The following is a 24,737-nucleotide window of genomic DNA, read 5'->3' as shown; positions in this document are numbered from 1 at the left end:
GACTGAACGCGAGGCCGTCCGCCGTTGTTCCCTCCCCAGTATCACTGGAGAGAAACGGACGACCCCGCGTCGATCACAGAGCCCCGAAAGGGAATCGAACCCTTGACCTTCTCCTTACCATGGAGACGCTCTGCCGACTGAGCTATCGGGGCGGCGAGGAAGACTCTACATGCCCTCCGGCCTGGCGTGAAATCGAATCGGGTGTGAGTTGTGCCGCGTCGCCCAGGAGCCCTGGTGGAGCGCGCCGTGGACCGCCCTGGACGGTTGCGCCGAACTCGGCCGGGAACGAGAACAGGGCGCCATCCCTGAGGATGACGCCCTGTTCGTCGCGGTGGCGGATGAGGGATTCGAACCCCCGTAGGCTGTGCCAGCTGATTTACAGTCAGCCCCCTTTGGCCGCTCGGGTAATCCGCCGCGAACGGACCCAACCATAGCCCCCAACCGGCCCCCGCGAGAAATCGAAAAGAGGCCTCGGCCTGGTGACGCGCCCCACAGGGCTCGCCGTGATCCGGGCCGACGGGCGGGGACCTATCGTGACGGCGTGACACAACAACAAGATCGCTGGGGGCTGCCCCTCGGCATCGGGGCCTACCTGCTCTGGGGCGGGATGCCGCTGTTCTTCCCGCTGCTGCAGCCGGCGGGTGCCCTGGAGATCGTGGCCCACCGCATCGTGTGGAGCCTGCTCTTCTGCCTGATCGCGCTCGCCGCGCTGCGCCAGCTGGGCGACTTCCGCACCGCCCTGCGTTCGCCGCGCATCCTTGGCACGTTCGTCGTCGCGGCAGCGCTGATCGTCGTCAACTGGGTCGTCTACGTGTACGCCGTGCTCAGCGACCGCGTGCTCGACGCCGCCCTTGGCTACTTCATCAACCCGATCGTCACCGTGCTGCTCGGCGTGCTGGTGCTACGGGAACGGCTGCGGCCAGCGCAGTGGATCGCGATCGCCTTCGGCGCAGCGTCGGTGGTCGTGCTGTCCACCGGGCTGGGCGGCCTGCCCTGGATCTCGTTGTGCCTCGCTCTGTCGTTCGGCCTGTACGGGCTCGTGAAGAACCGCGTGGGCCGCACCGTCGCGGCGCTGCCCGGTCTGGCCGTCGAGACGGCGGTCGCGACCCCGCTCGCGCTCGCCTACCTCCTCTGGCTCGGCAGCTCCGGGACGTTCGTCGGGCACGGCACCGGGCACGCGCTGCTGCTCATGTCGGCCGGCATCGTGACGGCCCTGCCTCTGCTCCTGTTCGGCGCGGCGGCGCGGCGTCTGCCCCTGTCCGTCGTCGGCATGCTGCAGTACCTGGCTCCCGCCATCCAGTTCCTGGTGGGGCTGCTCGTCTTCGGGGAGCACATGCCCGCCGCGCGCTGGGCCGGGTTCGTGCTGGTGTGGGTGGCGCTGGTGCTGCTCACCGTGGACGGGATCCGGCAGGCTCGGCGGGCGCCGCGGCCAGGGCTGGGGTGAGGCCGGTCGAGCTTGCCGGGTCTCGACAAGCTCGACCGGTGGAGGCCAAGCTCGACCGACGGGGCTCTCAGCAGCCCTTGAAGCGGTCGTCAGCCGCCCAGCCGGCGTCGACCCACTCCCGCGGGTGCGCAGGGACGAAACCGGAGTACCGCTGCGCCAGCTCGCCCAGCAGCCAGCCGGCGAACCGGGCCGCGCCCTGCTGGCAGGTGTGGATGCCGTCGTCGCTCCGATCGGGCTCGCCGTCGCGGTACTGCTGGTAGGTGTCGCCCCACACGGCGGTGCTGTCGAGCAGCACCGCCTGCCCGCCCGAACCCGCCGCGACCTCCCGGGCGATGTCGTCCGTCCGGTCGAGCTCCGCCATGTGCGGCGCGTAGAAGTCGTCCGGCCGGATCGGCGGGAACGGGACGAGCACGAGATCGGCCCCGGCGTCCGCGGCGGTCGTCGCCAGGCGCTCGTAGCCGTCGCGCTGTTCCTGCGGGGTACCCCAGTCGTAGGTGGTGATCTGGTAGACGATCACGTCGGGCTCGACGGACGCGATCACGCCGGGCAGCTCGGCCCACGTCGAATCGGCGAGCGGCCCGACAACGCCCCCACCACCGTCGGCGGCGATCGACTCCAGGGTGAGTCCTCCGGCCGTCATCGCGGCGTCCAGGGGCAGCGCCTCCCCTGCTGCGATCGAGTCGCCCATGAACAGGACCGTGGACAGCTCTGCCCCGGAGCCCGGGCCGACGTCGGAGCCCACAGCACCCGCGTCGACCTCGGCCACCGGCGGACGGGGAACCACCACCCAGAACAGGGCGAGCGCGGTCATCACCGCGACGCAAGCCACCAGCCCCGACCGTCCATGAGCCCAGCCGGCCCGGAACCGGACGGGGTTCTCGACAAGGGCGGTGGACAGTGTCGCCAGCGCGATGGAAACCGCGCAGACGATCGCCGTGCGGGTCCACCCGGTCATCCCGAGGCGTTGTTCGGAAAGCAGCAGGAAGACCGGCCAGTGCCACAGGTACAGGCTGTAGGAGATGAGGCCCAGCCCGCGGAGCGGCCGCCACCCGAACCCCCGCGCGAGCAAGCTGCCCGGCGCCCGGACGCACAGCGCGACCACCAGCGCGGCGACCAGCGAGTGCGCGAACAGCCCGCCCTGGAACAGCCACGGCGTCGCCTCGCCGTCGGCCGCCCACCAGAGGACCGCGAGGACGGCGACCAGCAGCCCCAGCACGACGCCGGCCCACCTGCCGGCCGCGCGCTCCAGCAGCTGCCGTACCGGGCCGGTCGCGACGAGGGCACCCAGCATCAGGGAGAAGGCCCGGGTGTCGGTGCCGGTGTAGACGCGGGTCGTGTCAGCAGGCTCCACCAGCACGAGCATGAGGAGCAGGGAGGCTACCGACACGACGACGGCCGTCCAGGCCACCCACGTCTCCACCCGCCGTGACCGGCGGGCGAGGAGGAGGATCACCACCGGCCAGACCAGGTAGAACTGCTCCTCGACGGCGATGCTCCACAGATGCCCGAAGAGCCGGCCCTCGCCGAGCCCTTCCCAGTAGCCGGCGGACTGCCCGAGCAGGTGCCAGTTGACCAGGTTCGCCTGTACCCACGGCCCGTCCGTCAGCGCGGTGCGCCACAGGTCGGCGTCGCCGAGCGCCCAGACGAGGCCGGTGGCGCCGACCAGGAGGACCGCCAGCGCGGGTAGCAGACGGCGGACGCGGCGTCCCCAGAACGCTGTGAGCGACACCGTGCCGGTGACCCTGATCTCGCGCAGGAGCAGGTCGGTGATCAGATAGCCGGACAGGGCGAAGAACAGGTCGACGCCGAGAAACCCGCCACCGAGGTGACCCGCGTGGAACAGCAGGACGCCGAGGATCGCCACTCCGCGCAGGCCGTCCAGGGCGGGCAGGTGCGGCACGCTGCGGTCCATGTTCAGCACCCCGGGACGACGTCGAACGAGTAGCCCTCGGCGGCCAGCCGTGGGAGGGCCTGGCGGAGCGCCTCGACGGTCTGCGTCCGGTCGCTGCCGCCGTCGTGCATGAGGACGACGTCCCCGCTCCCGGCCTGCATCAGCCGGTCGGCGATGACGGCGGCACCGGGCCGGGTCCAGTCCTCGGTGTCGATGTTCCACAGCACCTGTGACATGCCGCGCGCGGTGAGGTCGCGCGCCACGTCGTCGTCGGTCGAGCCGTACGGCGGGCGCACGCACGGGCTGTCGGAGCCCAGGCTGTCGAGCAGGTCGGAGGTATGCCCGAGCTCGTGCTCGCGGCCGTTCGCGTCGAGGCCGGTGAGGTCCTCGTGGGTCCAGGTGTGGTTCGCGAGGACGTGGCCCTCGGCCACTATCCGGCGCCCCAGGTCGGTGTTGGCCGCCAGGTTCTGGCCCAGCGCGAAGAACACGGCCTTGGCGTCGTGCTCGCGCAGCACGTCCAGGACCTCCATGGTCTCGTCACCTGGGCCGTCGTCGAACGTCAGGTAGAGCACCTTGCCGGCACTCCCTGCGCCGTCGGCGGGTCCGTCGCTGCCGGCGGCGATGGTCGGGCCGAGGGCGCTGTACGCCGTGTAGCCGGCGGAGGCCAGCACAAGGGCGGCCCCGGCGGTCAGGAGTCGTCGAGTTCGGTTCATGCATCAGACGTTCCCGGCGCGACGTCCCGGTCCCGTCCCCGGAATGTCGCAGCCGTGTCGCAGACCGTCCGACGGCGTGGCCGGACGACAAGGCCTCCTCGATACTTGAACCATGTCCCGCATCCTGTTGATCGAGGACGACCACTCGGTCCGGATCAGCCTCGCCAAGGCGCTCGGCAGGTACGGGCACGACGTCGCCTCCGCGCCCTCCGGCGAGGACGGGCTCGAGCTGTTCCGGGAGCACTCCCTCGAGCTGGTGGTGCTCGACCTCATGCTGCCGGGGATGGACGGTTTCGAGGTGTGCCGCCGGATCCGCGCAGGGGGGACCGTCCCGATAGTCATGCTGACCGCCCGCGGCGACGACATCGACGTGGTCAGCGGCCTGGAGGCGGGTGCCGACGACTACGTGGTCAAGCCCGTCGAGCCTCGCGTCATCGACGCCAGGATCCGGGCGGTGCTCCGCCGCGGGGCGACGGCCCGGCCCGGCCCGTCGACGTCGGTCCACGGCGACCTGGCCATCGACCGGGCGTCGATGACCGTGACCCGCGCCGGCGACGAGGTGGCGATGACGCCGACGGAGCTGCGGCTGCTGCTGGAGCTCTCCGGCTCCCCCGGGCAGGTGCTGAGCAGGCAGCAGCTGCTGGAGTCCGTGTGGGAGCACAGCTATCTCGGCGACTCCCGACTGGTGGACAACGGTGTGCAGCGGCTGCGTGCCAAGATCGAGCCCGACGCCGCGGCGCCCGTGTTCATCCAGACCGTCCGGGGCTTCGGCTACCGGTTCGGCCCGCTGTAGGTGCCCCGGATGCGCGGCAGCGGTCTCCCGTGGTGGCCGTGGCGCCGGCAGTCCCGAAGCTGGTGGCCGCGAAGCCTGCGAGCACGGGTCGTCGTCGCGTTCGTGCTGGTGGCGATGGGTGCGGCCGCCGCTGCGTCCGCCGCGGGGTACGTGGCCGCCCGTGCCTCGCTCGTGGAGGAGACTCAGCGGCGCGCCGTCGACTCCGTCCGCGACCAGATCACCCGCCTGGCCCCGGAGGTGGAGTACCCGCCCGATCAGCGGGCGCTCGACCGGCTGCGGACCTCGCTCGGCGAGGAATCGATGGTCACCTACGAGGACCTGACCGCCGCCTCCGGCAGCTCTCTGGGCGTGATCGGCGACGAGATGCGCGCCGCCGTCGCGGACAGCGACCGGTTCACCGTGCAGCGGGTGGTCGACGACTCAGGCCCCCAGCTGGTGCTGGGCACCCCGATCGTCCGCACCGACGTCGACGGCAGCCGGCACGACTCGGGTATCCGGGTCTACGTGGTGCAGGACCTGGCCCAGACCCAGGAACAGCTCGACCGGTGGACCAGGATCGTCCTGCTGACCATCGGCGCCGCTCTCCCGCTGGCCGTGGTGCTCGCACTCCTGGTCTCCCGCAGCGTGCTGCGCCCGATCCAGCGGCTCGCACACTCCGCCAACCAGCTCGCGGAGGGGAACCTCAGCACCCGGCTCACGCCGTCCGGCAGAGACGAGCTGGCCGATCTCGCGACCACGTTCAACCACACGGCGGCCGCGCTCGAACGGTCCGTCGGCGAGCTGCGGCACCGGGAGGCGGAGGCCCGGCGGTTCGTCGCCGAGGTCTCCCACGAGCTGCGGACGCCGATCATGGCCCTCACCTCGATCATGGAGATCCTGGAGGCCGACGCCAGGGACCGGCCGCCCGAGGAGCGGGAGATGGCGGCGATGGCCGTCGACCGCACCCGGAAGCTGGCCCGCCTGGCGGAGGACCTCCTGGAGCTCTCTCGGCTCGACGCCGGCGCCGTCGCGCTCCGGCTGGAGCTGGTCGACGTCGCGCACGTCGTCGCCGACACCGTTCGCACTCGCGGCTGGGGCGACGACGTCGACCTCGTGCCGGCCGGGCCGGTGCTCGCCCGCGTCGACGTGCGCAGGCTGGACATCTCGGTGGCCAACCTCGTGGGCAACGCCCTGCGACACGGCAGTCGGCCGGTCGTCGTCGACGTGCTGAGCGAGTCGGACGACGTGCTGGTGATCGTGACCGACCACGGTCCGGGCCTGCCCACCGACATCGATACCGACCAGCTCTTCACGCGCTTCTACAAGGCCGACTCGTCCCGGTCCCGTTCGGACGGCAGCGGGCTCGGCCTGGCGATCACCCTGGTCAACGCCCAGCTGCACGGCGGCAGTGTGTCCGCCGGCAACAGCGAGGGGGCGGGGGCCCGGTTCGTCCTCCGGCTGCCGCGGCAGCTCGACACGGGATCAGGTGCCGGGCCCGCCGAACGGCAGGAGGAGAATGATGAGCACGCATAGGACCACCCGCGGCGCAGCGGCTGTCGTCCTGGCGGCCGCGCTCGTGACCAGCGGCTGCGGCGTCGGAACGAGCGGTGTCGAGGACGGCGGCGAGGCGCCCACCGGCCTGGCGGTAGGCCCTACCCTCTACTTCGTCGACGACGACGGCGGGCTCCGGCCGGACGTGCGGGAGACCGGCCGCCTGGGAACCGTGGTGAGTGCGATCCAGCTGCTGATGGCTGACGCCGACCCGACGGAGGAGGGTCTGCACAGCGAGATCCCGCCGACCAGCACCAGGACGATGGTCGAGGACGCCGGGGACTACGTGACGATCTACCTACCGCTGAGCAGCACCGAGATCAGCGATGTCGGCGTCGACCAGGTCATCTGCACCGCCGCCGCCGTGGTCGCAGCCTCGGGCCGGGACGTCGACGACGTGGCGATATCGGTCCGGCCGACCCACGGTGACGTCGTCACGCGTCCGTGCCCGGTCATCGGGTGAGAAGGCTGCCATCGGTCGATCCGCCGCTGATCAGTAGCCGGTGCCGGTGACCTGGCGGGTCGTCACGTTCAGACGGTTGTAGAGGTTGGTCACCCCGACGTGGAGCACCAGCGCGGCGAGCCCCTGCTCGTCGTAGTGCTCCGACGCACGCGCCCAGACGGCGTCGGGCACCGGGTCCGGGCTGTCGGCGAGCCGCGTCACGGCCTCGGCGAGCTCGAGCGCCGCGCACTCGGCGTCGGACAGGTAGGGCGACTCGCGCCAGGCGGAGACCGAGGCGAGGCGGTCCTCCGACTCGCCGGCCTTGCGCGCCTGCCGCATCCCGTAGTCGATGCACCAGCCGCAGCCGTTGATCTGGCTGGCGCGGAGGTGCACCAGCTCGAGCGTGGTCGCCGGGACACCCTGCCCGTGGACCAGCTGCCCCAGCGCGGCCAGGTGCTTCATCGCGCCCGGCACGAGCAGTGCCGGGCTCGCCATCCGGGAGGTCAGCGTCCGCAGGTGCGGGGTCGTGGACGCCTCGGGGGCGAAGTCGTGCGTGGTGGTCTCGGTGGTCATCATGGCCCTCTCGTCATGGCCGGGGTGCCGGCCGGTCACATCGGCGCCCTGCGCGCCGTCACACTCCTGACGACCCCGAGAACGAGGATGTGACGGATGAACCCCGACGAGCTGGCCACCGCCTTCGAGCGGCACCGACCCCGCCTGCGTGCGGTCGCGTACCGCATGCTCGGCAATCCCGACGACGCGGACGACGCGCTGCAGGAGGCCTGGCTGCGGCTGAGCCGCACCGGCGACGCCGGGATCGACAACCTCGCCGCCTGGCTGACCACCGTCACCGGCCGGATCTGCCTGGACATGCTCCGCTCCCGGTCGACCCGTCGCGAGGCCCCGCTGCCGACGGGCCTGCCCGATGACCCCGGGCCCGAGCTTCCGCACGACGACGCCCCAGACCCCGCACGGGAGGCCGAGCTGGCCGACGTCGTCGGGCTGGCCATGCAGATAGTGCTGCAGAGCCTCGACCCGGCCGAACGCCTGGCGTTCGTGCTGCACGACCTGTTCGCCGTCCCGTACGAGCAGATCGCGCCGGTGCTGGGCCGCTCGGTCGCCGCGTCCCGTCAGCTCGCGAGCCGCGGCCGGCGGCGGGTGCAGTCCGGTGCGGCGGCTCAGGACGCCGCCGGAGTCGGCTCCCGGACCAACGCCGAGACCCGGACCGACCGGCAGGTGGTCGAGGCGTTCCTCACGGCGTCCCGCACGGGTGACCTCGCGGGCCTGCTGGCGGTGCTCGCACCGGACGTGGTCCTGCGGGCCGACCAGTCCGCCGTCGAGACGGCGGCGGCGTCCGCCGACAAGGGCGCTCCCCTGCTGGCGCGCGAGGTGCGCGGGGCCGCGGCGGTCGCGGAGTCGTTCCGGGGTCGGGCGGGAGGCGCCGTGCCCGCGCTCGTCGGTGGGTCCGTCGGGTTCACGTGGGCGCCGGGCGGCACGCCGCGCGCCGTGTTCGCGGTGGTCGTGCACGACGGGCGTATCGCCTCCGTCGACCTCGTCGGCGACCCGGCCGCCATCGCCGTGCTGGGTGTGGAGCTGCTGGGCTGAGGAACAACCGGCCCTCGTTGTGAGCGCGACCGTTGCGGCCAGGACGGGCGCGTAGGCGCAACGGTCGCGCTCACAGCAAGGGTCAGGGGGTCAGCTCACCGCGCGGAAGGTTGCGTCCGCGCGCCCGTTCGAGTCGGTGATCGTGTCGAGCCGGAGCACATAGCCGTAGTGCCTGAGGTACCGGTCAGGGAAGTTGTACGACTGGTAGGACGTCCAGGAGGACGAGGCCAGGCCAGGGACTGCCTTGAAGCTGGCGTCCGACCGGAAGGTCGACGTGCCGTCATAGCGCTCCAGCCTGAGGTCGTAGTCCCAGTGCCGCAGGTAGTGGTCGGGGTGGTTCACGGACTGGAACGAGACGGTGCCGCTGCCGGCCAGGCCCGGGACGATCCGCCACTGGCCGTCCTGGGCAGGTGACACGTTGGGGTCGATACGCACGTCGTAGTTGGCGTGGCGCAGGTACCGGTCCTGGAAGTTGTACGACTGGACGCGGGTAATCGCCGTGCTCGCCCAGCGGCCGAGGACCCGGCTCTGCTCGGCCCCGGTGATCTGCAGGATCGATCCGTGCCGCTTCCGCGTGTCGCCCAGGTCGTAGGAGCTCACCGTCTGGAAGTTCTGGGTGCTGCCGAGGTTGGTCGATCGGATGGGCATGTAGCCGCGGCCGGTGGCGTACTGGTCGAGCCAGAGCCCCCAGGAGGTGCCGTTGTTGAACGGCATCCACATCGGCCCCTCGACGACGTTCCCGCCGCCGGTGCCGTTGGAGATGCCCATGTGGGACAGGTTCCCGATGGTGGTCCACGTGCCGAGGATCGAGTTGCTGCCCTCGATGGTGATGTGGCCGTCGGCGGAGGCGCGGTAGTACCGGTAGCCGCCGACACTCGTCGGGGACTCCACGATCTGGGTGTCGATGATGCCCTGCGTGCTGCTGGGGCGGTCGATGTAGAGCTGCGCGGTGCTGAAGGTCCGGAAGTCGCTGGTGCGCGAGTAGTAGATGCGGTGCTTGGTGACGCCGTCGCGGGGCGCGTTCGTCGCCCAGTAGACGACGTAGTCGCCGGTGGCGGGGTCGTAGATCGCCTCGGGCGCCCACGCGTTGCCCGCGCCCGGGATGCCGCTCGCGACGTCGACGAGGCGGGGCTCGGACCAGTCCACGAGGTTGGTGGACTCCCAGACGACGAGCGACCTGCTGCCCCGGTTGGCGGCGTCCGACCAGGACGTCCCGCTCGCGATGCGCAGGTCCGTCGCGATGATCCAGTACCTGTCGCCCTGCGGTGAGCGGACGATCGCGGGGTCCCGGACACCGCGGGTACCGACCGTCGACTCCACCACCGGTGCGCCGTTGTTCAGGTCACTCCAGTTCAGGCCGTCGGTGCTGTGGGCGAGGTAGATCTGCTCACCGCTGGTGGACTCGCCGGTGAAGTGGGCCATCAGATAGCCGGTGAACGGGTCGAGGGCGGCCGCACGCTGGGCGGTGGCAATCGCCCAGGTGCTGGTCAGCAGCGCCACGGCGACGAGCATCGCGATGGTCGTCCTCATCGTGCGCCGCGGGAGTGCGACGGCGAGCGCGGTCAGTGGTGAGCTTCTCATGGTTCTCTCCTTCGAGGACCTTGTGTGGCAGACGGGCGTCATCACCCGGCGTCGTACGCGAACTGGCTGATGTTAGCGCTCACACGAGCCTCGCCAAAACCGCCCCTCGTCGCTTGTGCAACCGAAGGTTGCGCGATGCGATTCGGCGTCGTAGAGTCACCCGCAACCAAAGGTTGCACTACATGACGTTGGAGGAACCGAGATGGTGGACATCCTGCACCGGGTCGGCGCGCTGGCGCCGCTGGAGAAGGTCTACGACGCAATCGCGACACCACACGGCGTCGCAAGCTGGTGGACGAAGGACACGACGGGCGAAGGCACGGTCGGCAGCACGCTCACGACGACCTTCGCCGACGCCGCCGGGAAGCGGCTCGGGGCCTTCGAGCTCGAGATCACGGAGCTCGACCCGGCCGGGTCGGTGGACTGGCTGGTCACCGGTGGGCCCGACGAGTGGATCGGCACGCACATCCACTTCGACCTCAAGAAGGAGGACGGGTTCACGATCGTGCTGTTCGGCCACACCGGCTGGAAGGAGCCGGTGGAGTTCATGAACCACTGCAGCACCAAATGGGCCACCTTCCTGATGAGCCTCAAGCAGTTCGTCGAGACCGGCACGGGCGAGCCGTCGCCGCACGACGTGCAGATCAGCAACTGGCACTGACACATGGTCTTCTTGCACCCGGACACAGCGAAAGGTTGGTCGGCGATGGAGTACGGCACGATCGAGCGAGAGATCTACATCGAGGCCTCACCCGAGGTCGTCTTCGACGTGGTGAGCAATCCCGAGCACGTGCGGGAGTGGTGGTCCGACGAGGCAGAGTTCGGCCCCGAGCCCGGGAAACCGGGCTGGGTCGGCTTCGGGGACCTCGCCCAGGACGGCCACAAGGCTCAGCTCACGGTCGCCGACGCGGTGCCGTACACGCACTTCTCGTTCCGCTGGACCCACGAGGAGGGGGAGGTGGCCGGCGAGGGGAACTCGAACCTGGTCGTCTTCGAGCTGGCGCCCTCGGGCGGCGGCACGCTCCTGAAGTTCACCGAGAGCGGCTTCCGTGAACGCGGCTGGGACGAGGCGAAGGCCGCCGCCCAGCACGCCGACCACAGCACCGGCTGGGACCACTTCCTGCCGAAGCTCAGCACGTACGCCGCGACGGTGGGCGCGAGCACATGAGCCTGGCGGTGGACGACGACCTCTGGTCGGCGATCGGGGACCCGACCCGTCGGCGCCTGATCGACCTGCTGCTGAGCGACGGGCACGGGACGGCGACGAGCCTCAGCGAGCGGCTGCCCGTGACCCGGCAGGCCGTGGCGAAACACCTCGGCGTGCTGAACGAGGCCGGCCTGGTGCACGGCACCACGGCGGGCCGGGAGAAGCTGTACCGCGTCGACCAGGCGCAGCTCGCCCGGGCCGTGGGGCAGCTCATGGAGGTCGGCACGGCCTGGGACGGCCGCCTCGGCCGCATCCGCCGGATCGCCGAACGCATCCAGCGCGAGGCCACCGGTGCGGCCCGGGCCGGCAGGGAACCGTCCCCCTGAGCCACGTTCACCGACGCGGCCGGAGAGCTCCGTCCAGCACGGTCGCCAGCTCTTCGGCCACGCCGTCGGCGTCATGGTGCCCGACGACGGCGTCCGCGCTCGCCAGTACGTCACGGTGGGCGTTCGCGACGGCGATGCCGCGGCCCGCCCAGGTGAGCATCGGCAGGTCGTTGGGCATGTCGCCGAAGGCCCAGACGTCGGAGGCGTCGACGCCGAGCCGCGTGCACCAGCGGGCCAGAGCAGCGGCCTTGTCGACGCCGGGCGGCATCAGCTCGGCCAGGCCGACGGCGCCCGAGTACGCGAGCTGCGCGTGCGGCCCCACGGCGCCCCGGACCGCGGCGAAGAACTGCTCCTGCGCGAGCCGGATCTCGTCCGGTGGGTCGAGGAGGATGCCGGGCGGCGGGATGTAGGCGGGGTCGAGCGCGAGGATCTTCGACACCGGCCCGGGCGTTCCGAGGACACCGAGCGTGTCCTCGACCGGCACGGACCACAGGCCGGGGTCGAGCGCCGGCTCCCGGTTCGGGTAGTGCGGATCGAACACGACACCGTCGGGCCGCTCGAAGGCGAGCGCCGCGTGCGGCAGTGCGGCCCGGATCCCGGTCACCACGGCGCGCACGGCGTCGTCGTCGAACCCGCAGGTGTCGAGCGTCTCGCCGGAGGCGAGGTCCAGCACGCAGGCACCGCCGATGCAGATGACCCGACCGTGGCCACCCACGGTGTCGGCGAGGTGGGTGAGCCAGCGCGGCGGACGAGCGGTCACGAAGACCACCTCGACACCTGCCGCGTCCAGGTCGGCGAGGACGTTCCGCGTGCGGTCCGAGACCTGGCCGCGACTGTCGAGCAGCGTGCCGTCCAGGTCGGTGGCGACGACGCGGGGAAGGCGGGTCACCGCTCGGCCCATGGGTTCGTGAGCGGAACGCTCATCGGCTGGAGGTTCGCCATGTTCCGCATCAGGTGGGCAACCCGTCTGACCGTGCTCACCTCGTGTCTCAGCGCGCGCGACGTGACGACGCCCATCTCGGCCTCCTCCGGTCCAGGTACGTACGCACACCCTAGACGCGGCGCGCGGCGCAACAAGGAGGTCGCCCGACACGTTCTACATGATTTACATGTTGTAACGTGTACCGCAGACTGAGGACAGGCACTCGAGCGTGGGAGGCATGCGGTGGCCGGCGACAAGAGTCCAGCGAAGTACGGTCCTGGAGGCCGCGGCTTCTACGGTTCGGTGACGGTGAGCGAGCGGGGGCAGATCGCGATCCCGGCCCAGGCCCGGCGCGACCTGGGGATCGAAGCGGGCGACAAGCTGCTGGTGCTTGCCGACCCCGAGCAGGGTCTCGCCCTGATGACCGTCGACACGCTGATGCGCACCCTGCAGGGCTCGTCCACGCTGCTCGAGATGATCCAGCAGCACGCCAACGACGGCACGGACGAGGCGGAGTAGCCACATGGAAAACCCGAGCACGTCACCACCGTCGGTCACGGTCGCACGGACAGCCCGCAGGGCGCTGGCACCGGACCTGGCTCGGGGCGGCATGCTGCTGCTCATCGCGTTCGCGCACGCCCCGCTGTTCGTGTCCGCGATCGACCGTGGGCCCGAGGTGGTCAACGAGGTCACGAAGGTCTTCCATCTGCTCTTCGTGCACAACCACGCGCGGCCGCTGTTCGCGTTCCTCTTCGGTTATGCCCTCGTCCAGCTGATGAACCGGCAGCAGGCCCGCGGCGCGAGCTGGACCGACGTCCGCACGCTGGTGCGGCGCCGAGGGTGGTGGCTCGTCGCCATCGGTTCTACCCACGTGCTGCTCTTCACGCCGCTCGACATCCTGGCTCCGTACGGGATCGCCGGGCTGCTGCTCGTCGGGCTGCTGCGTGCCAAGGACTCCACCCTGCTCTGGATGACCGGGGTGACGATGATCCCGGCGACGGCGGCGGCTGCCCTCGGCATGTGGCTCCCGCTGTCGCAGGGCGTCTCGAGCTACACCGTGGGCAGCATGGCCATCGGCGACCGTGACTGGGTCGAGGCTCTCGGCGACCGGATGGCGGGCTGGCCGTACGGGCTGGTCATCGGCGTCCTGCTGGTCATTCCCGGGGTCGTGTTCGGGATGTGGGTGGCGCGACGCCGAGTCCTGGACGAACCGGAGAACCACCGCGCGCTCCTCTGGCGATTCTCGGTAGCCGCCACGGTGGCGTCGGTCCTCGGCGCGCTCCCTGCCGTGCTGCTCGAGCTCGGGGCGTGGTCGAACGAGAACCCGGTCGTCGTGCTGACCGCCGCCACAGCTCAGCCGCTCACCGGCTATGCGGGCGGAATCGCGCTGGCCGGGTTCATCGCACTGGTCGCACTCGCGGTGGCCGACCGCCCCGGCCGGCTGACGACCGCCGTTCAGGCACTCGGCCAGCGGTCGATGAGCATGTACCTGTTCCAGACCGTGGTGTGGGTCGCGGTCTTCGCGCCCTTCGGCATGGGGCTGGAGGACCGGACGGGGCTCGCGGGCGCCACCGTCATCGCGATCGCCACCTGGGTGGTCTCGGTGATCGTCGCCGAGCTGATGCGCAGGGCCGGGTACCGCGGGCCTGCGGAGATCATGCTGCGCCGGCTGTCATACCCGCAGGCGAGGCCCGCTGCCCGGTGAGCCAGGAACAGTCCGGGCCGATCACCTGCTGAGCTCGACCACCGATCGGCGACCCTTGGGGAACAGCGGTCCGACGAGGATGCGGTCGAGGCCCGGCAGCCGCATGGCACGGAACCCCCACCGGCGCAGCAGGAGAGTTGCCATCCGGGTCGGCACGAACCACTCGGTGACGCGGTCCCGAGCTGCCTCCTGGACGTCGGTGACGACCGGGCGCCAGCGCCGTTCGTAGTCGGCAAGCCCTTCGGGCACGGACGACGCGGCCTGCAGACGTTCAGCCAGCACGTACGCGCCCGCGACGCCGAGGGACGCGCCCTGGCCGGCGACCAGCGAGACCGCGTGGGCGGCGTCACCCACGAGCGCCACCCGCCCGTCGGTCCAGCGCGGCGTGTCGATCTGGGCCACCTGGTCGTAGTAGATCTCGTCGGACGGCGGGCACTGCGCGAGGGCCCGTTCTGCCAGGTCACCCATGCCGCTGAAGGTGCGGCGGAGCGCTGCGCGCGGATCGTCGGGCAGTGCGCGGTCGTCGGTGCGGAACACCGTGAAGACGGCGACACGGCCGCCGTCGAGCCCATAGAAGCCCAGCTGGCGGTTGAGCGTCTCGGTGAGCACGAACCTGCCGCGGACCTGCTCGAACACCGTCGGATCGGTGAACACGAACGCACCGGTCTGCATGCCGAGGTAGCGGAGGTCGTCACGTTCGGCGCCGAAGGTCAGCGAGCGGACGCCGGAGTGGACGCCGTCGGCCCCGACGATCAGGTCAGCCTCCAGGGTCGTGGTGTCGGAGAGCTCTACGGTGCCGTCGGCGATCCGGTCGACAGTGGTGCCGTAGCGCAGGTCGATCGCGCCCGCCGTCGATTCGCGGAGCAGCCGCTCGAGCGCCGGCCGCATGATGCTGACCATGCCGCCGTCGACCGCCTTGGCGAAGAGGGCGTAGTCGACGCTCACCGTGGTGCGGCCGCGGGCGTCGATATAGCTGAACTCCTGGACGGGGCTCGCGAGCTCACGCAGCCTCGGCTCCAGGCCCATCGCGGTGATCGCCTCGAACCCCGGGCCGAAGAAGTCGATCATGTAGCCCTGAGCACGTGGGCCGGGCGCGCGATCGACGACGTGCACCACCCAGCCGTGGTGGTGCAGTCGGTTGGCCAGTGCGAGGCCTGCGATGCCGGCGCCGCTGATCACTGCTCTCATCGTTGCGCTCCGTTCGGTTCGGCGGATGTCGCGGCTGTCGGGAGCGCCGCCGGTGCCGGGCCGGTCAGCGTGCGCAGGAGGGGCGCGATCCGGGCGCCCGTCAGCTCCGGATCCAGCCCCTTGTGCAGGATGAACCCGTCGAAGACGGCCATGACCAGCCGCGCCGCCGCGTCCGGGGACGGATGCCCGGCGTCGGCAAAGGCTGTGGTGAGTGCGGTCCGGAACCTCGCCACGAGCTCGCCCATGCGTGCGTGCAGCTCGTCGTCCCGCGTGGCGGCGAGGTAGCCCTCGACGAAGAGCAGCGAAGCGGGGTCGGAGCCGTTGTAGCGGTCGAGCTCCGTCAGCATCGCGTCGACGCCGTCGGCCGGGCTCACGGCCTCGCTCAGCTGGGCGGCCGTGCCGTCGAGCATGCCGGCCATCGCCTCCAGGGTGGCCTGACGCAGCAAGGCCTGGAGCGACTCGAAGTGGTAGTGGACGAGCCCGTATCGCACGCCCGCACGCTCGGCCAGCACCCGTGTGCTCACGCCGCTCCAGCCCACCTCGGCGATGAGCTCCCGCGCGGCGGTCAGCAGCCGGCCGCGCACCTCACGTCCGCGTTCGGCGTTGGTCTGCCCCGACATCCACGCTCCTTGGTCGATCGTCTTGGACGATTGACCAACCATATCCGCTACCTGCGCCTATGCATACGGGTTGGATCGGAGGATCGCGCTCACGAAGATCAGCCCGAAGAGGGCGCCGAGGAGGATCCCGCCGTCCAGGTGCACCGGCTCAGGCGGCTCGCAGTCCGGCGGCGGGCAGGATCACCTCGTCGATGTTCGCGACCAGGAACTCCCGGTCGACGGGCGTGCGCAGCATGAGCACCCGGTACGCGACCAGCGCCGGGCCGATCATGCAGAGCTTCTCGACGTCGACGTCCGCCGGGATCTCGCCCCGGTCGATCGCCCGTCGGAAGAGGATGCGGTTGACGGCGGCACGCGGCTCGACCAGCGCCTCGTGCGCGGCGTCGGCCATCTCGGGGTTGCGGGCGATCATGGAGACGATCCCGGCCATCACCTTGAGCTTGCGTTCGCTGTCGCGGATGCTCGGCGGCTTGATCATCGCCACCAGGTCACCGCGCAGCGTCCCGGTGTCGGGCAGGCTGTCGAGGTCGAGGTCCCTGCCCTTCATGCAGGCGACCGCGTCGAGGACCAGGTCGGACTTGGACGGCCACCGGCGGTAGAGCGTCGCCTTGCCCGCCTTGGCGCGCGTCGCGACCATGTCGATGGTCATCCCGTCGTAGCCGGTCTCCGCCAGGACGTCGAGCGCGACGTCCAGGATCTCGGGGTCGCGGGTGTGGTCCCGCTTGCGCCCGAGCCGGGGCTTCACCTCGGCCTGCTCGATCTGCGCCATCGCAGCCGCCCTCCTCTCTGTCGGACTCGACCTTACCGTTGGGTTAATTATTGAACCAGCCATATCCGGAACTACTCAGTACCGTATATGGTGGCAGGCATGTCCGATACCTCAACACCCGCGACCGACCGTCGGCGCTGGATCACGCTCGTCGTGGTCGGGCTCGCACAGCTCATGGTCGTGCTCGATGCGACAGTCGTGAACATCGCGCTCCCGTCGGCCCAGGCCGACCTCAGCTTCTCGGACGGTCAGCGCCAGTGGGTCATCACCGCCTACTCCCTCGCCTTCGCCAGCCTGCTGCTGCTCGGCGGGCGCCTCTCCGACCTCATCGGCCGCAAGCGCACCTTCGTCATCGGCCTCATCGGCTTCGCCGTCGCCTCGGCCCTCGGCGGTGCGGCAGGCTCGTTCGAGCTGCTGGTCGCCGCCCGCGCGCTGCAGGGCGTGTTCGGCGCGCTGCTCGCCCCCACCGCGCTCGCCGTGCTGACGACCACCTTCACCGTCCCGAGGGAACGCGCCCGCGCCTTCGGCGTCTTCGGCGCGATCGCCGGGGCCGGTGGCGCCGTCGGGCTGCTGCTCGGCGGTGTCCTGACGGAGGCTCTCGACTGGCGCTGGAACCTCTACATCAACGTCTTCATCGCCGCGATCGCCCTCGTCGGCGCCTTTGTCTTCATACCCCGCGTCACGCGGACCGGCCCGCGGCCTAGGCTGGACGTCCCGGGGACGCTGCTCGTGTCGGGCGCGCTCTTCGGCCTCGTCTACGGCTTCTCCAACGCCGAGACCGGCGGCTGGGACGCTCCCCTGACCTGGGGCATGCTGGCGGGCGCTGCCGTGCTACTGACGGCGTTCGTCGTCTGGCAGGCGCGGGCGGCCCACCCGCTGCTGCCGCTCTCGATAGTCCTCGACCGGAACCGGGGCGCCGCGTACCTCTCGGTGCTGATCGCGGGCGCGGGGATGTTCGGCATCTTCCTCTTCGTCACCTACTACCTGCAGCTCACGCTCGGGTACTCACCGATCCAGACGGGCCTGTCGTTCCTGCCCATGATCGGGATGCTCGTGCTCGCCGCACAGCTCGGCACCAACCTGTTCGTGCCCCGGTTCGGGCCCAAGCTCATGGTGCCGACCGGCATGACGCTCGGCGCGATCGGCATGTTCTACCTGACGTTCCTGGACGCCTCGAGCACCTACGCGCCGCACGTCCTGGTGCCGCTGATGATCATCGGCTTCGCCATGGGCACGATCATGCCCGCGTCGATGCAGACCGCCACGCTCGGGGTGGACCGGCAGTTCGCCGGTGTCGCGTCCGCGATGGTGAACACGAGCCAGCAGGTGGGTGGCTCGATCGGCACGGCGCTGCTCAACACCCTGGCCGCAACCGCCGCGGCCGACTACCTCGCGGCCCACGCGCCGGTCACCGAGGCGGTCGGCGTACAGGCGGCGATCACCAGCTACTCGACCGCGTACTGGTGGGGTGCCGGGTTCTTCGCCGTGGGTGCGGTGCTGTCGGCGCTGCTGTTCCGTCGCCGGGGCGACGGTCTGTCGCTCGCCCAGCCGCCAGCCGCTGCCCCGGCCGAGCGCGTGCCCGACCCGCTACCGGTCGCCTGACACCGAAGCGTCATCGAGTGCCCTCGCGTAGGCCCGGAGTTGCATCTTCCGTAGCGGCATGTGGTCCCGTGGACTCATGTCCCGCCCCACCGAGGAAGGCTCCACACTCATGTACTCGTCCTTCATCCCGCCGCGCCAGGTCAAGATCGGCGACGCGGCGGCCTTCGTCGGCACCACACCGCGGGCGATCCGGCACTACCACGAGATCGGTCTCCTTCCCGAGCCCGAGCGGGGCGGTGACGACCGCCGCCGGTACGGCTACGAGGACATGATCCGGCTGCTGTGGATCCGCAAGATGGCCGACGCCGGGATCGCGCTGGACGACATCCGTGCCGCCTTCGCCGACACGGCCCCTGCCGGTGCCGCTCCTGCCTCGGCCCCGGCAGGTGCCGACGGCGACCACGGCATCGCGGGCATCCTGGAACGGCTGGAGGAGACGCTCGTCGCCCAGGAAGCAGAGCTGCGGCGGCAGCGGACCGCCGTGCAGCGCATGCGCACCGAGGGCAGCAGGATGGGCCTGCTCTCCGACTTCGTCACCAGCCGACTCAAGAACCTGCCCGAGGGCTCCCTGCGCCAGGCGGACCTGGACAACATGCTGGTCATCGAGCGGATCTTCGGCCCGCTGGGTGCGGCCGTCAACGCCACTCGTTACATCGCCCTGGCCACCCATCCGGAGCTGCGGGAGGAGTCCGACCGCGTCGATGCCGCCGAGGAGGCACTCGACGACACGGTCGCCGTCGACGACCCCCGCGTCGCTCAGGTAGCCGCCGAACGGCACGCCTTCGAGAAGGCGCTGGAAGCGGTCATCGAGGACTCCGGCCTGGCGGCGGAGGACGATGCGCTCTTCGACGCCTGGGATGCCCTGCACCCTCCTGCCGCTGACGAGGGCGAGGCCGACCGGAGCTCCGACAGGGAACCGGGGTCCATGAGCGCGTTCGAGGCCACCGGAAAGATGCCCTACGACTTCTCCCCTGCCCGCCTGCGCTGCATCCAGCTGGCCGGAGAGCTCGCAGCAGCTTCCTGACAGACCGAACCCTCCGGCGATACCCAGCAGCCAGATCCACCGTCAGCCGTTCGTCAGGTCGCCCGGCGCCCCGTCGGGGTCGGTCGCCCCCGAGGATGGAACGGTGGCCGAAACAACGGGACAAGGGCCCGTACCGACCCGATGGGCCGGGCAACGCCCCGCCCTCAACCCGTCGCCCGGTGCGGGCGAGACCTGGTGGCAGAGGCACGGACCCGCGGCGACGGTGTCCGTCTGGGCGGTGTCGATCCCCTTGCTCTGGCTCGGCGGTGTCGTGCTGCGGTACGGGGGCGACGTGCCGCTGCTCACCGGGGCCGAGCCCTTCGTCGGCCACTGGGTGGTGCGCACGGGGCCGGGCCTCCTCGCGGCGCTCGCGCTGCTGGTCGCCGTCGTCCGGTTCGGGCCGGGCCTTGCGGCCCGCCTGCCCTGGCGGGTGCTGGTGCTGGTCTCCTGGGTCGCCACCACGGCGTGGGCGGTGGCGCTGGCGGCGCTCACGTCGTGGGACGACCTCGCGGCGCCGGTCCGGGGGGAGCACGAGTACCTCCCGGCCGTGCCGATCGCCGCGGCAGACCCCGGCGCCTTTCTCGCGGGTTTCGCTGACGACCTGCCCGGCTATCCCATCCACGTCAGGGGCCACCCCCCGGGCCTCGTGCTGCTGCTGGCTCTGCTGGACCGGGTGGGACTGGGTGGCGCCGGCTGGGCAGCTGCCCTCTTCATCCTGGCCGGTGCGTCGGCCGTGCCAGCGGTGCTGATCACGCTACGGACGCTCGGCATGGTGCGCGCGGCCGGACCGTCGCAGGGCGTCACCGCTGAGCGCACCGCTCGCGTCGTCGTCCCCGCGCTCGTCCTGGCCCCTGCTGCCCTGTGGGTGGCGACCTCCGCCGACGCGTTCTTCGCCGGGGTGCTCGCCTGGGGCGTCGCGCTCCTGGCACTCGCCTCGGACCCTGGACGGCGTGGCATCGCGCGCTGGACGTACGCGGTCGCCGCCGGGCTCCTCCTCGGTGCCTGCCCGATCCTGTCGTACGGCCTGCTCCACATGGGCCTGATCGCTCTCGCACCGCTGATCCTGTCCCGCCGGGTCGCGGCCACGGCCGTGGCGGGTGTCGTAGCGGTCGGCGTGGTCGTCGCGTTCGGCCTGGCCGGCTTCTGGGTGTGGGACGGCGTGGCGGCCACGCACGAGGTCTGGGCCCCGGTCGGGAACATGCGGCCCTACCTCTACTTCCTCCTCGTGGACCTCGCCGCCCTCGGCGCGATCGTCGGCCCCGCGGCGGTCGGCGGCCTCGCCGGGCTGCGCCGGACCGACCCCGTCGTCCGGGTGGTGGTCGGCCTCGCGCTGGCCGCCGCCCTGTCCGGCGCGCTGCTCGGCTTCGAACGCGGCGAGGTGGAGCGCATCTGGCTCCCCGTCGCGTACTGGGTGGTCCCGGCGGTGGTCGCCCTCCGAACCTCGCGCCACCACTCGGTGGGTCTTCCCGCCGACGACGGCGCCGTCGGGCCGAGAGCCCTGCCCGCGTCCTGGCTGTGGGCCCAGGGAGGCCTGGCCATCCTGCTCAACACGATCCTGGAGTCACCATGGTGAGACGTCAGCTGTCCGCGATCCGGCCGGCGTGGCTGCGAATACCCGAACCGAGCGACTTTCGTTCGCCGGTGCACGACGAGCGGGTGGTGGCCCGCCTGGGCATGTTCCTCGGTGCGGCGATCCTGATCCTCTTCGTCACCGGCCTGGTCTCGCACCTGCACCAGCACCCCGTGCCATGGCTGCCCTTCGGGCCCGAACCGGCCTGGGCCTACCGTGTCAACCAGGGCCTGCACGTGGCGGTCGGCTTCGCCAGCCTGCCGCTCGTCCTGGCCAAGCTGTACACGGTCTACCCGCAGTTCTTCGTCCGGCCGCCGGTCACCGGCTGGAAGCACGCGCTGGAGCGCGGCTCGGTCGGCATCCTGGTCGCCTCGATGGTCTTCCAGGTCGTGACGGGGATCCTCAACGTCTTCAAGCTGTACGTCTTCGGGTTCAGCTTCACGTCGGTCCACTACGCCACGGCCTGGCTCGCGTTCGGCGCGGCCCTGGTGCACGTGGGCATCAAGCTCCCGGTGGTGATCCGGGCCCTCGCGGCCGGCGCGCGCAACCTCGACTCCGGCACTCCCGGCCCAGAGGGACCGGGCGACAACCTGCTGACGAGCGATGTGACGGACGGGGACGCGACGGACGGCACGCGCGGGGACGGCACGACCCGGCGTGGGTTCCTCGGGTCCGTGGCCGTAGCCGCTCTCCTCCTCACGGCGCTGACGGTGGGACAGACCGTGACCCCGCTGCGCGCTATCGCCCTGCTCGCACCCCGTGACCCGCTCGACGGCCCGCAGGGCCTGGCCGTCAACAAGACGGCGAAGGGCGCGCGGGTCGAGGAGCTGGCGACCGACCCGGACTGGGCGCTGGAGCTGGTCGGGCCCGGCGGCACCGCGCACCTGAGCCGGGCCGACCTGCTCGCGATGGACCAGCACGAGGCGGTACTGCCGATCGCCTGCGTCGAGGGCTGGAGCGCCTCGGCACGCTGGACCGGCGTCCGGATCCGGGACCTCGCGATCCTGTCCGGCGGGCGACGTGACGACCCCGTCCACGTAGTGAGCCTGCAAGAGGCCGGGACCTTCTACTCGACCTCCGACCTGCCCGGCTCCTACGTCGCCCATGACGACACCCTCCTGGCCCTCACCCTGGCCGGTGAGGACCTCGACCTGGACCACGGCTTCCCCGCGCGCATCATCGCGCCGAACCGGCCGGGGGTGCTGCAGACCAAGTGGGTCTCCCGCCTCGTCGTCGGCAGCGTCGCAGGGAGCGCCGCATGAACGCCGCGATGTGGTCCCGCCGGGTGCTCGTCGTGGCCGGCCTGGCCGGCATGGGCTGGTGGGTCTGGCTGGCCCTCACCTCGATCCCGCCCCAGTGGTGGCTGCCGTGGGGCGTCTGGCTGGCCGGATCCGTGGCGCTGCACGACGCCGTCCTCGCGCCGCTGGTGATCGTGCTCGGCTGGCTGGTGCTCGTCCGCCTGCCCGCGCTCGCACGCAGGCGGCCCCAGGGGCAGGTCGTCGCGAGCGGCCTGAGGAACGTCTGGACGGGTGTCGTCCTGCGCGGCGCCGTCATGGTGCTCGGCACGCTCCTGCTGGTGTGGCTCGTGGCCCTCTGGAGCACGAGCCGCTGAGCCCGCTGAAAGGGGCACGTCCGGACGGCTGTCACAGCCGTCCGGACGTGCCCCTCAGTGCTGCGCGGCGATCTGTGGCGTCCGCAGCGAGATCATCACGCGGCCGGCCAGCTCCCACTCCTGCGAGACGACCAGCCCGAGCTCGGCACCGATCGTCCGCAGCACCCGGCTCCCCGCACGCGCCCACGGCATCGGGCGCGAGCTCCGGCCGTCCGCGGCACGCAGGACCAGCGGCCCCGACACGTCCGTGTCGGGGTCTGGGTCGGCCTCGACAAGCAGCAGCCCACCTGGCCTGGCCAGGTCGCGGCACCGCTTCAAGAGCGTGCGCGCGTTCCCGCCGATGCCGATGTTGCCGTCCGCCAGCAGCACGGTGCCCCAGCGCCCCTCCCCCGGCAGCGGCCCCTCCACGGCGCGCCGCAGCGCCACCGCGCCGCGAGCCCGCGCTCGGAGCACCGCCGCGCGCGAGACGTCGATCCCGAGGGCGGGCACGCCGCGTGCCGCGAGCGCCGCGGCGAACCGGCCCGGACCGCACCCCACGTCCAGCACCGGCCCCTCGCACAGCGCGACGATCGCCTCGTCGACGGCGTCCTGTTCCGCGGTCCAGGCGGCGACGTCCACCGGCACGGGGTCGGACATGTGCATCGCGGTCACCGCGGAACCCCCGAGTGCCGCCTCGAACAGGATCAGCGGACTCACCGGACCCGGTGCAGCAGCAGTCACGCCTGACCTCCGACGACGTCTCCGGCGAGGTCCGCGGCGATGTCTGGGGCCGCTCCGACGTCGGCCGCAGACGTCACCCGGTGCGATACCTTCGACCACGCCCGGGCGAACCGCGTGCCGGGTGCCGCACTGGCCACGGCAGCCGCGTCGGACACGGTGTCCACGTCGCGCAGCGGTGGCAGGAGCCGGACCCGGAGCCCCGCTCCGCGCAGCCGCTCGAGCTGCGCCCGCCCGGTCACCGCCTCGGACATCGGCACACCGTGGAACAACGCGGGATCCGGCCGCCGCAGCCCCACGGCCCAGTACCCGCCGTCGTCCGCGAGCCCCAGCACCGCGTCGTACCCCTCGAAGTCCACCGCGGGCAGGAGCGGGCCGAGCTGCGGGGTGTCCATCCCGACCAGCAGTGCGGGGCCCGGATGCCCGTCCGCGCCGAGCACATGATCGAAGGCCGCGGCGATCCGGCGGTCCAGGCCGCCGGTGGCCTGCGGGATCACCGCAAAGCCTGCGGGCACCCAGGGCCCGGCCCGGCCGTCCAGCGCGAGCACCCGGTGCACCCCGGGTAGATCGTCGACCGCCTCCAGGGTGTCCACCAGCGCCGCCCGCGCCAGCCCGGCCGCCTCGGCCGCGGTGAGCTCACCGATCAGGCGGGTCTTGACCTTGCCGGGGACGGGCTCCTTCGCCAGCACCACGACGGTCCGGGGCGGTGTCCTGCCGGTCATGACGCCAGGACCTTCGACATGTCCTGGACCGCGTGCCACGCGCCGAGCGGTGTCCCGGTCACCTTCGACCGGCCGCGCCGCCTGCGATAGGGGACGTCGACCTCCGCGACGAGCCAGCCTGCCTCGGCCGCCGCGACCAGCGTCTCCAGGGGGTAGCCGCTGCGTCGGTCCTGCAGATCGAGGGCCAGCAGCGGCTCCCGCAGCGCGGCACGCATCGGCCCGATGTCCCGGACGCTCACCCCGGTCCGGCGACGCACCCGGCGGGCCAGCTCCGCGTTCGCCAGGCGGAGGTGCCACGGCCATGCGCCCGGCTCCGGGCGCCGGCGCCCCAGCACGAGGTCGGCCTGCCCGGTGACCACGGGCTCGGTGACCCGGGGCAGGTCCTTCGGGTCGAGGCTGGCGTCGGCGTCGCAGAACGCGACGACGCGGGCTGTCGCCGCCTCGAGCCCGGCCGCGCAGGCGGCGCCGTACCCGCGCTGCTCGGCCCGGACGACGAGGGCGCCGTGGTCACGCGCGATCTCGACGGACCCGTCGGAGGACCCGTTGTCCACGACGACGGCTCGCATCCCGTCCGGGAGCCGGGGAAGCAGCCAGGCGAGGCCCTCCGCCTCGTCGAGGCAGGGCAGTACCACGTCCACAGTTGGCAACATGGTCTCGACGCTATGCGCGGACCTGGCGCCGAGGTACGGCGACCGACCTGACAGGTACCTGACGCTCTGGTCCCCCGGCGCTGCGGCGCCGCCGCCTTGTCGGC

The 24,737-nt window shown here is 71.7% G+C and carries 26 protein-coding genes and 2 tRNA genes; 15 read left to right on the top strand and 13 right to left on the bottom strand.

Going from position 1 to position 24,737, the window contains the following annotated elements:
- Positions 1 to 79: 79 nt before the first annotated feature.
- Positions 80 to 152, bottom strand: a tRNA-Thr gene (locus tag ACQEVI_RS15035).
- Between the two features lie 180 nt (positions 153 to 332).
- Positions 333 to 414 (bottom strand) — tRNA-Tyr (locus tag ACQEVI_RS15030).
- A 127-nt stretch (positions 415 to 541) separates the two neighbouring features.
- Here ACQEVI_RS15030 and rarD point away from each other — a divergent pair.
- Positions 542 to 1,444 (top strand): EamA family transporter RarD, encoded by a 903-nt coding sequence (gene rarD, locus ACQEVI_RS15025; protein WP_432900237.1) that lies wholly within the window; start codon positions 542 to 544, stop codon positions 1,442 to 1,444.
- Positions 1,445 to 1,511: 67 nt separating this feature from the next.
- Here the strand turns inward: rarD and ACQEVI_RS15020 are convergent, their stop codons facing one another.
- A complete protein-coding gene (locus ACQEVI_RS15020; RefSeq protein WP_432900235.1) occupies positions 1,512 to 3,356 on the bottom strand; it encodes an acyltransferase family protein in 1,845 nt (614 codons plus the stop codon).
- Positions 3,357 to 3,358: 2 nt separating this feature from the next.
- Positions 3,359 to 4,048, bottom strand: a complete 690-nt coding sequence (locus ACQEVI_RS15015; RefSeq protein WP_432900233.1) for a polysaccharide deacetylase family protein — start codon at positions 4,046 to 4,048, stop codon at positions 3,359 to 3,361.
- Positions 4,049 to 4,160: 112 nt separating this feature from the next.
- Between ACQEVI_RS15015 and ACQEVI_RS15010 the strand changes: the two genes are divergently transcribed.
- The 3 genes from ACQEVI_RS15010 to ACQEVI_RS15000 are packed head-to-tail and all read left to right on the top strand — an operon-like array spanning position 4,161 to position 6,834.
- Positions 4,161 to 4,841 carry a response regulator gene (locus ACQEVI_RS15010; RefSeq protein WP_432900231.1) on the top strand — a complete coding sequence of 227 codons (681 nt, stop codon included), beginning with the start codon at positions 4,161 to 4,163 and terminating at the stop codon, positions 4,839 to 4,841.
- A 9-nt stretch (positions 4,842 to 4,850) separates the two neighbouring features.
- Positions 4,851 to 6,353 carry an ATP-binding protein gene (locus tag ACQEVI_RS15005; protein WP_432900229.1) on the top strand — a complete coding sequence of 501 codons (1,503 nt, stop codon included), beginning with the start codon at positions 4,851 to 4,853 and terminating at the stop codon, positions 6,351 to 6,353.
- On the top strand, positions 6,340 to 6,834 hold the full coding sequence (locus ACQEVI_RS15000) for a hypothetical protein (protein ID WP_432900227.1): 495 nt from the start codon (positions 6,340 to 6,342) through the stop codon (positions 6,832 to 6,834). The genes ACQEVI_RS15005 and ACQEVI_RS15000 overlap by 14 nt, the downstream gene beginning before the upstream one ends.
- Positions 6,835 to 6,864: 30 nt before the next feature.
- On the opposite strand, the gene ACQEVI_RS14995 is transcribed toward ACQEVI_RS15000, so the two are convergent.
- Entirely contained in the window at positions 6,865 to 7,389 is a 525-nt protein-coding gene (locus ACQEVI_RS14995; RefSeq protein ID WP_432900225.1) for a carboxymuconolactone decarboxylase family protein, read from the bottom strand.
- Between the two features lie 93 nt (positions 7,390 to 7,482).
- On the opposite strand from ACQEVI_RS14995, the gene ACQEVI_RS14990 reads away from it, so the two are divergent.
- Positions 7,483 to 8,418, top strand: coding sequence for a sigma-70 family RNA polymerase sigma factor (locus tag ACQEVI_RS14990; RefSeq protein ID WP_432900223.1), 936 nt, complete (start codon positions 7,483 to 7,485; stop codon positions 8,416 to 8,418).
- A 90-nt stretch (positions 8,419 to 8,508) separates the two neighbouring features.
- Here ACQEVI_RS14990 and ACQEVI_RS14985 read toward each other — a convergent pair whose 3' ends face one another.
- Positions 8,509 to 9,999, bottom strand: coding sequence for a glycoside hydrolase family 43 protein (locus ACQEVI_RS14985; RefSeq protein WP_432900221.1), 1,491 nt, complete (start codon positions 9,997 to 9,999; stop codon positions 8,509 to 8,511).
- 202 nt (positions 10,000 to 10,201) lie between these two features.
- Here ACQEVI_RS14985 and ACQEVI_RS14980 point away from each other — a divergent pair, with 202 nt between their 5' ends.
- From ACQEVI_RS14980 to ACQEVI_RS14970, 3 genes are read left to right on the top strand one after another with little or no spacing between them, the layout of a single operon-like run.
- Positions 10,202 to 10,660, top strand: coding sequence for an SRPBCC family protein (locus ACQEVI_RS14980; RefSeq protein ID WP_432900219.1), 459 nt, complete (start codon positions 10,202 to 10,204; stop codon positions 10,658 to 10,660).
- Between the two features lie 45 nt (positions 10,661 to 10,705).
- A complete protein-coding gene (locus ACQEVI_RS14975) occupies positions 10,706 to 11,167 on the top strand; it encodes an SRPBCC domain-containing protein (RefSeq protein WP_432900217.1) in 462 nt (153 codons plus the stop codon).
- Positions 11,164 to 11,532 (top strand): ArsR/SmtB family transcription factor, encoded by a 369-nt coding sequence (locus ACQEVI_RS14970; RefSeq protein ID WP_432900216.1) that lies wholly within the window; start codon positions 11,164 to 11,166, stop codon positions 11,530 to 11,532. Before ACQEVI_RS14975 ends, ACQEVI_RS14970 begins: the two co-directional genes overlap by 4 nt.
- Positions 11,533 to 11,539: 7 nt before the next feature.
- On the opposite strand, the gene ACQEVI_RS14965 is transcribed toward ACQEVI_RS14970, so the two are convergent.
- Complete coding sequence (locus ACQEVI_RS14965; protein ID WP_432900214.1) at positions 11,540 to 12,421, bottom strand: HAD family hydrolase; 882 nt, start codon at positions 12,419 to 12,421, stop codon at positions 11,540 to 11,542.
- A 276-nt stretch (positions 12,422 to 12,697) separates the two neighbouring features.
- On the opposite strand from ACQEVI_RS14965, the gene ACQEVI_RS14960 reads away from it, so the two are divergent.
- Both ACQEVI_RS14960 and ACQEVI_RS14955 read left to right on the top strand, forming a co-directional pair.
- On the top strand, positions 12,698 to 12,973 hold the full coding sequence (locus ACQEVI_RS14960; RefSeq protein ID WP_432900212.1) for an AbrB/MazE/SpoVT family DNA-binding domain-containing protein: 276 nt from the start codon (positions 12,698 to 12,700) through the stop codon (positions 12,971 to 12,973).
- Positions 12,974 to 12,977: 4 nt separating this feature from the next.
- The gene (locus tag ACQEVI_RS14955) at positions 12,978 to 14,159 is read left to right on the top strand and encodes a DUF418 domain-containing protein (RefSeq protein ID WP_432900210.1); all 1,182 of its coding nucleotides are present in this window, start codon (positions 12,978 to 12,980) and stop codon (positions 14,157 to 14,159) included.
- A gap of 21 nt (positions 14,160 to 14,180) precedes the next feature.
- Here ACQEVI_RS14955 and ACQEVI_RS14950 read toward each other — a convergent pair whose 3' ends face one another.
- The 3 genes from ACQEVI_RS14950 to ACQEVI_RS14940 form a co-directional block, all read right to left on the bottom strand.
- The gene (locus ACQEVI_RS14950; RefSeq protein ID WP_432900208.1) at positions 14,181 to 15,347 is read right to left on the bottom strand and encodes an FAD-dependent monooxygenase; all 1,167 of its coding nucleotides are present in this window, start codon (positions 15,345 to 15,347) and stop codon (positions 14,181 to 14,183) included.
- Positions 15,344 to 15,967 carry a TetR/AcrR family transcriptional regulator gene (locus tag ACQEVI_RS14945; RefSeq protein WP_432900206.1) on the bottom strand — a complete coding sequence of 208 codons (624 nt, stop codon included), beginning with the start codon at positions 15,965 to 15,967 and terminating at the stop codon, positions 15,344 to 15,346. Before ACQEVI_RS14945 ends, ACQEVI_RS14950 begins: the two co-directional genes overlap by 4 nt.
- A 148-nt stretch (positions 15,968 to 16,115) precedes the next feature.
- Entirely contained in the window at positions 16,116 to 16,736 is a 621-nt protein-coding gene (locus tag ACQEVI_RS14940; protein WP_432900204.1) for a TetR/AcrR family transcriptional regulator, read from the bottom strand.
- Between the two features lie 99 nt (positions 16,737 to 16,835).
- On the opposite strand from ACQEVI_RS14940, the gene ACQEVI_RS14935 reads away from it, so the two are divergent.
- The 5 genes from ACQEVI_RS14935 (at position 16,836) to ACQEVI_RS14915 (ending at position 22,544) form a co-directional block, all read left to right on the top strand.
- Positions 16,836 to 18,338: an MFS transporter gene (locus ACQEVI_RS14935; protein ID WP_432900202.1), complete on the top strand. Its 1,503-nt coding sequence runs from the start codon at positions 16,836 to 16,838 to the stop codon at positions 18,336 to 18,338.
- A gap of 76 nt (positions 18,339 to 18,414) precedes the next feature.
- Positions 18,415 to 19,362 carry a MerR family transcriptional regulator gene (locus ACQEVI_RS14930; protein WP_432900200.1) on the top strand — a complete coding sequence of 316 codons (948 nt, stop codon included), beginning with the start codon at positions 18,415 to 18,417 and terminating at the stop codon, positions 19,360 to 19,362.
- A 103-nt stretch (positions 19,363 to 19,465) separates the two neighbouring features.
- Positions 19,466 to 20,935 (top strand): hypothetical protein, encoded by a 1,470-nt coding sequence (locus tag ACQEVI_RS14925; RefSeq protein ID WP_432900198.1) that lies wholly within the window; start codon positions 19,466 to 19,468, stop codon positions 20,933 to 20,935.
- The gene (locus ACQEVI_RS14920) at positions 20,929 to 22,194 is read left to right on the top strand and encodes a molybdopterin-dependent oxidoreductase (RefSeq protein ID WP_432900196.1); all 1,266 of its coding nucleotides are present in this window, start codon (positions 20,929 to 20,931) and stop codon (positions 22,192 to 22,194) included. The genes ACQEVI_RS14925 and ACQEVI_RS14920 overlap by 7 nt, the downstream gene beginning before the upstream one ends.
- The gene (locus ACQEVI_RS14915) at positions 22,191 to 22,544 is read left to right on the top strand and encodes a hypothetical protein (RefSeq protein WP_432900194.1); all 354 of its coding nucleotides are present in this window, start codon (positions 22,191 to 22,193) and stop codon (positions 22,542 to 22,544) included. The genes ACQEVI_RS14920 and ACQEVI_RS14915 overlap by 4 nt, the downstream gene beginning before the upstream one ends.
- A 54-nt stretch (positions 22,545 to 22,598) precedes the next feature.
- On the opposite strand, the gene ACQEVI_RS14910 is transcribed toward ACQEVI_RS14915, so the two are convergent.
- Genes ACQEVI_RS14910 through ACQEVI_RS14900 form a run of 3 tightly spaced genes read right to left on the bottom strand, consistent with a single transcriptional unit; the run spans position 22,599 to position 24,633 of the window.
- The gene (locus ACQEVI_RS14910) at positions 22,599 to 23,264 is read right to left on the bottom strand and encodes a class I SAM-dependent methyltransferase (protein ID WP_432900193.1); all 666 of its coding nucleotides are present in this window, start codon (positions 23,262 to 23,264) and stop codon (positions 22,599 to 22,601) included.
- Positions 23,261 to 23,983 (bottom strand): TIGR04282 family arsenosugar biosynthesis glycosyltransferase, encoded by a 723-nt coding sequence (locus ACQEVI_RS14905; RefSeq protein WP_432900191.1) that lies wholly within the window; start codon positions 23,981 to 23,983, stop codon positions 23,261 to 23,263. The genes ACQEVI_RS14910 and ACQEVI_RS14905 overlap by 4 nt, the downstream gene beginning before the upstream one ends.
- Positions 23,980 to 24,633, bottom strand: a complete 654-nt coding sequence (locus ACQEVI_RS14900; protein ID WP_432900190.1) for a glycosyltransferase family 2 protein — start codon at positions 24,631 to 24,633, stop codon at positions 23,980 to 23,982. Before ACQEVI_RS14900 ends, ACQEVI_RS14905 begins: the two co-directional genes overlap by 4 nt.
- Positions 24,634 to 24,737: the final 104 nt, after the last annotated feature.

This window comes from Promicromonospora sp. CA-289599 (assembly GCF_050936155.1).
Taxonomy (GTDB): Bacteria; Actinomycetota; Actinomycetes; order Actinomycetales; family Cellulomonadaceae; genus Promicromonospora.
This window is presented reverse-complemented; position numbering and strand designations above follow the sequence as displayed.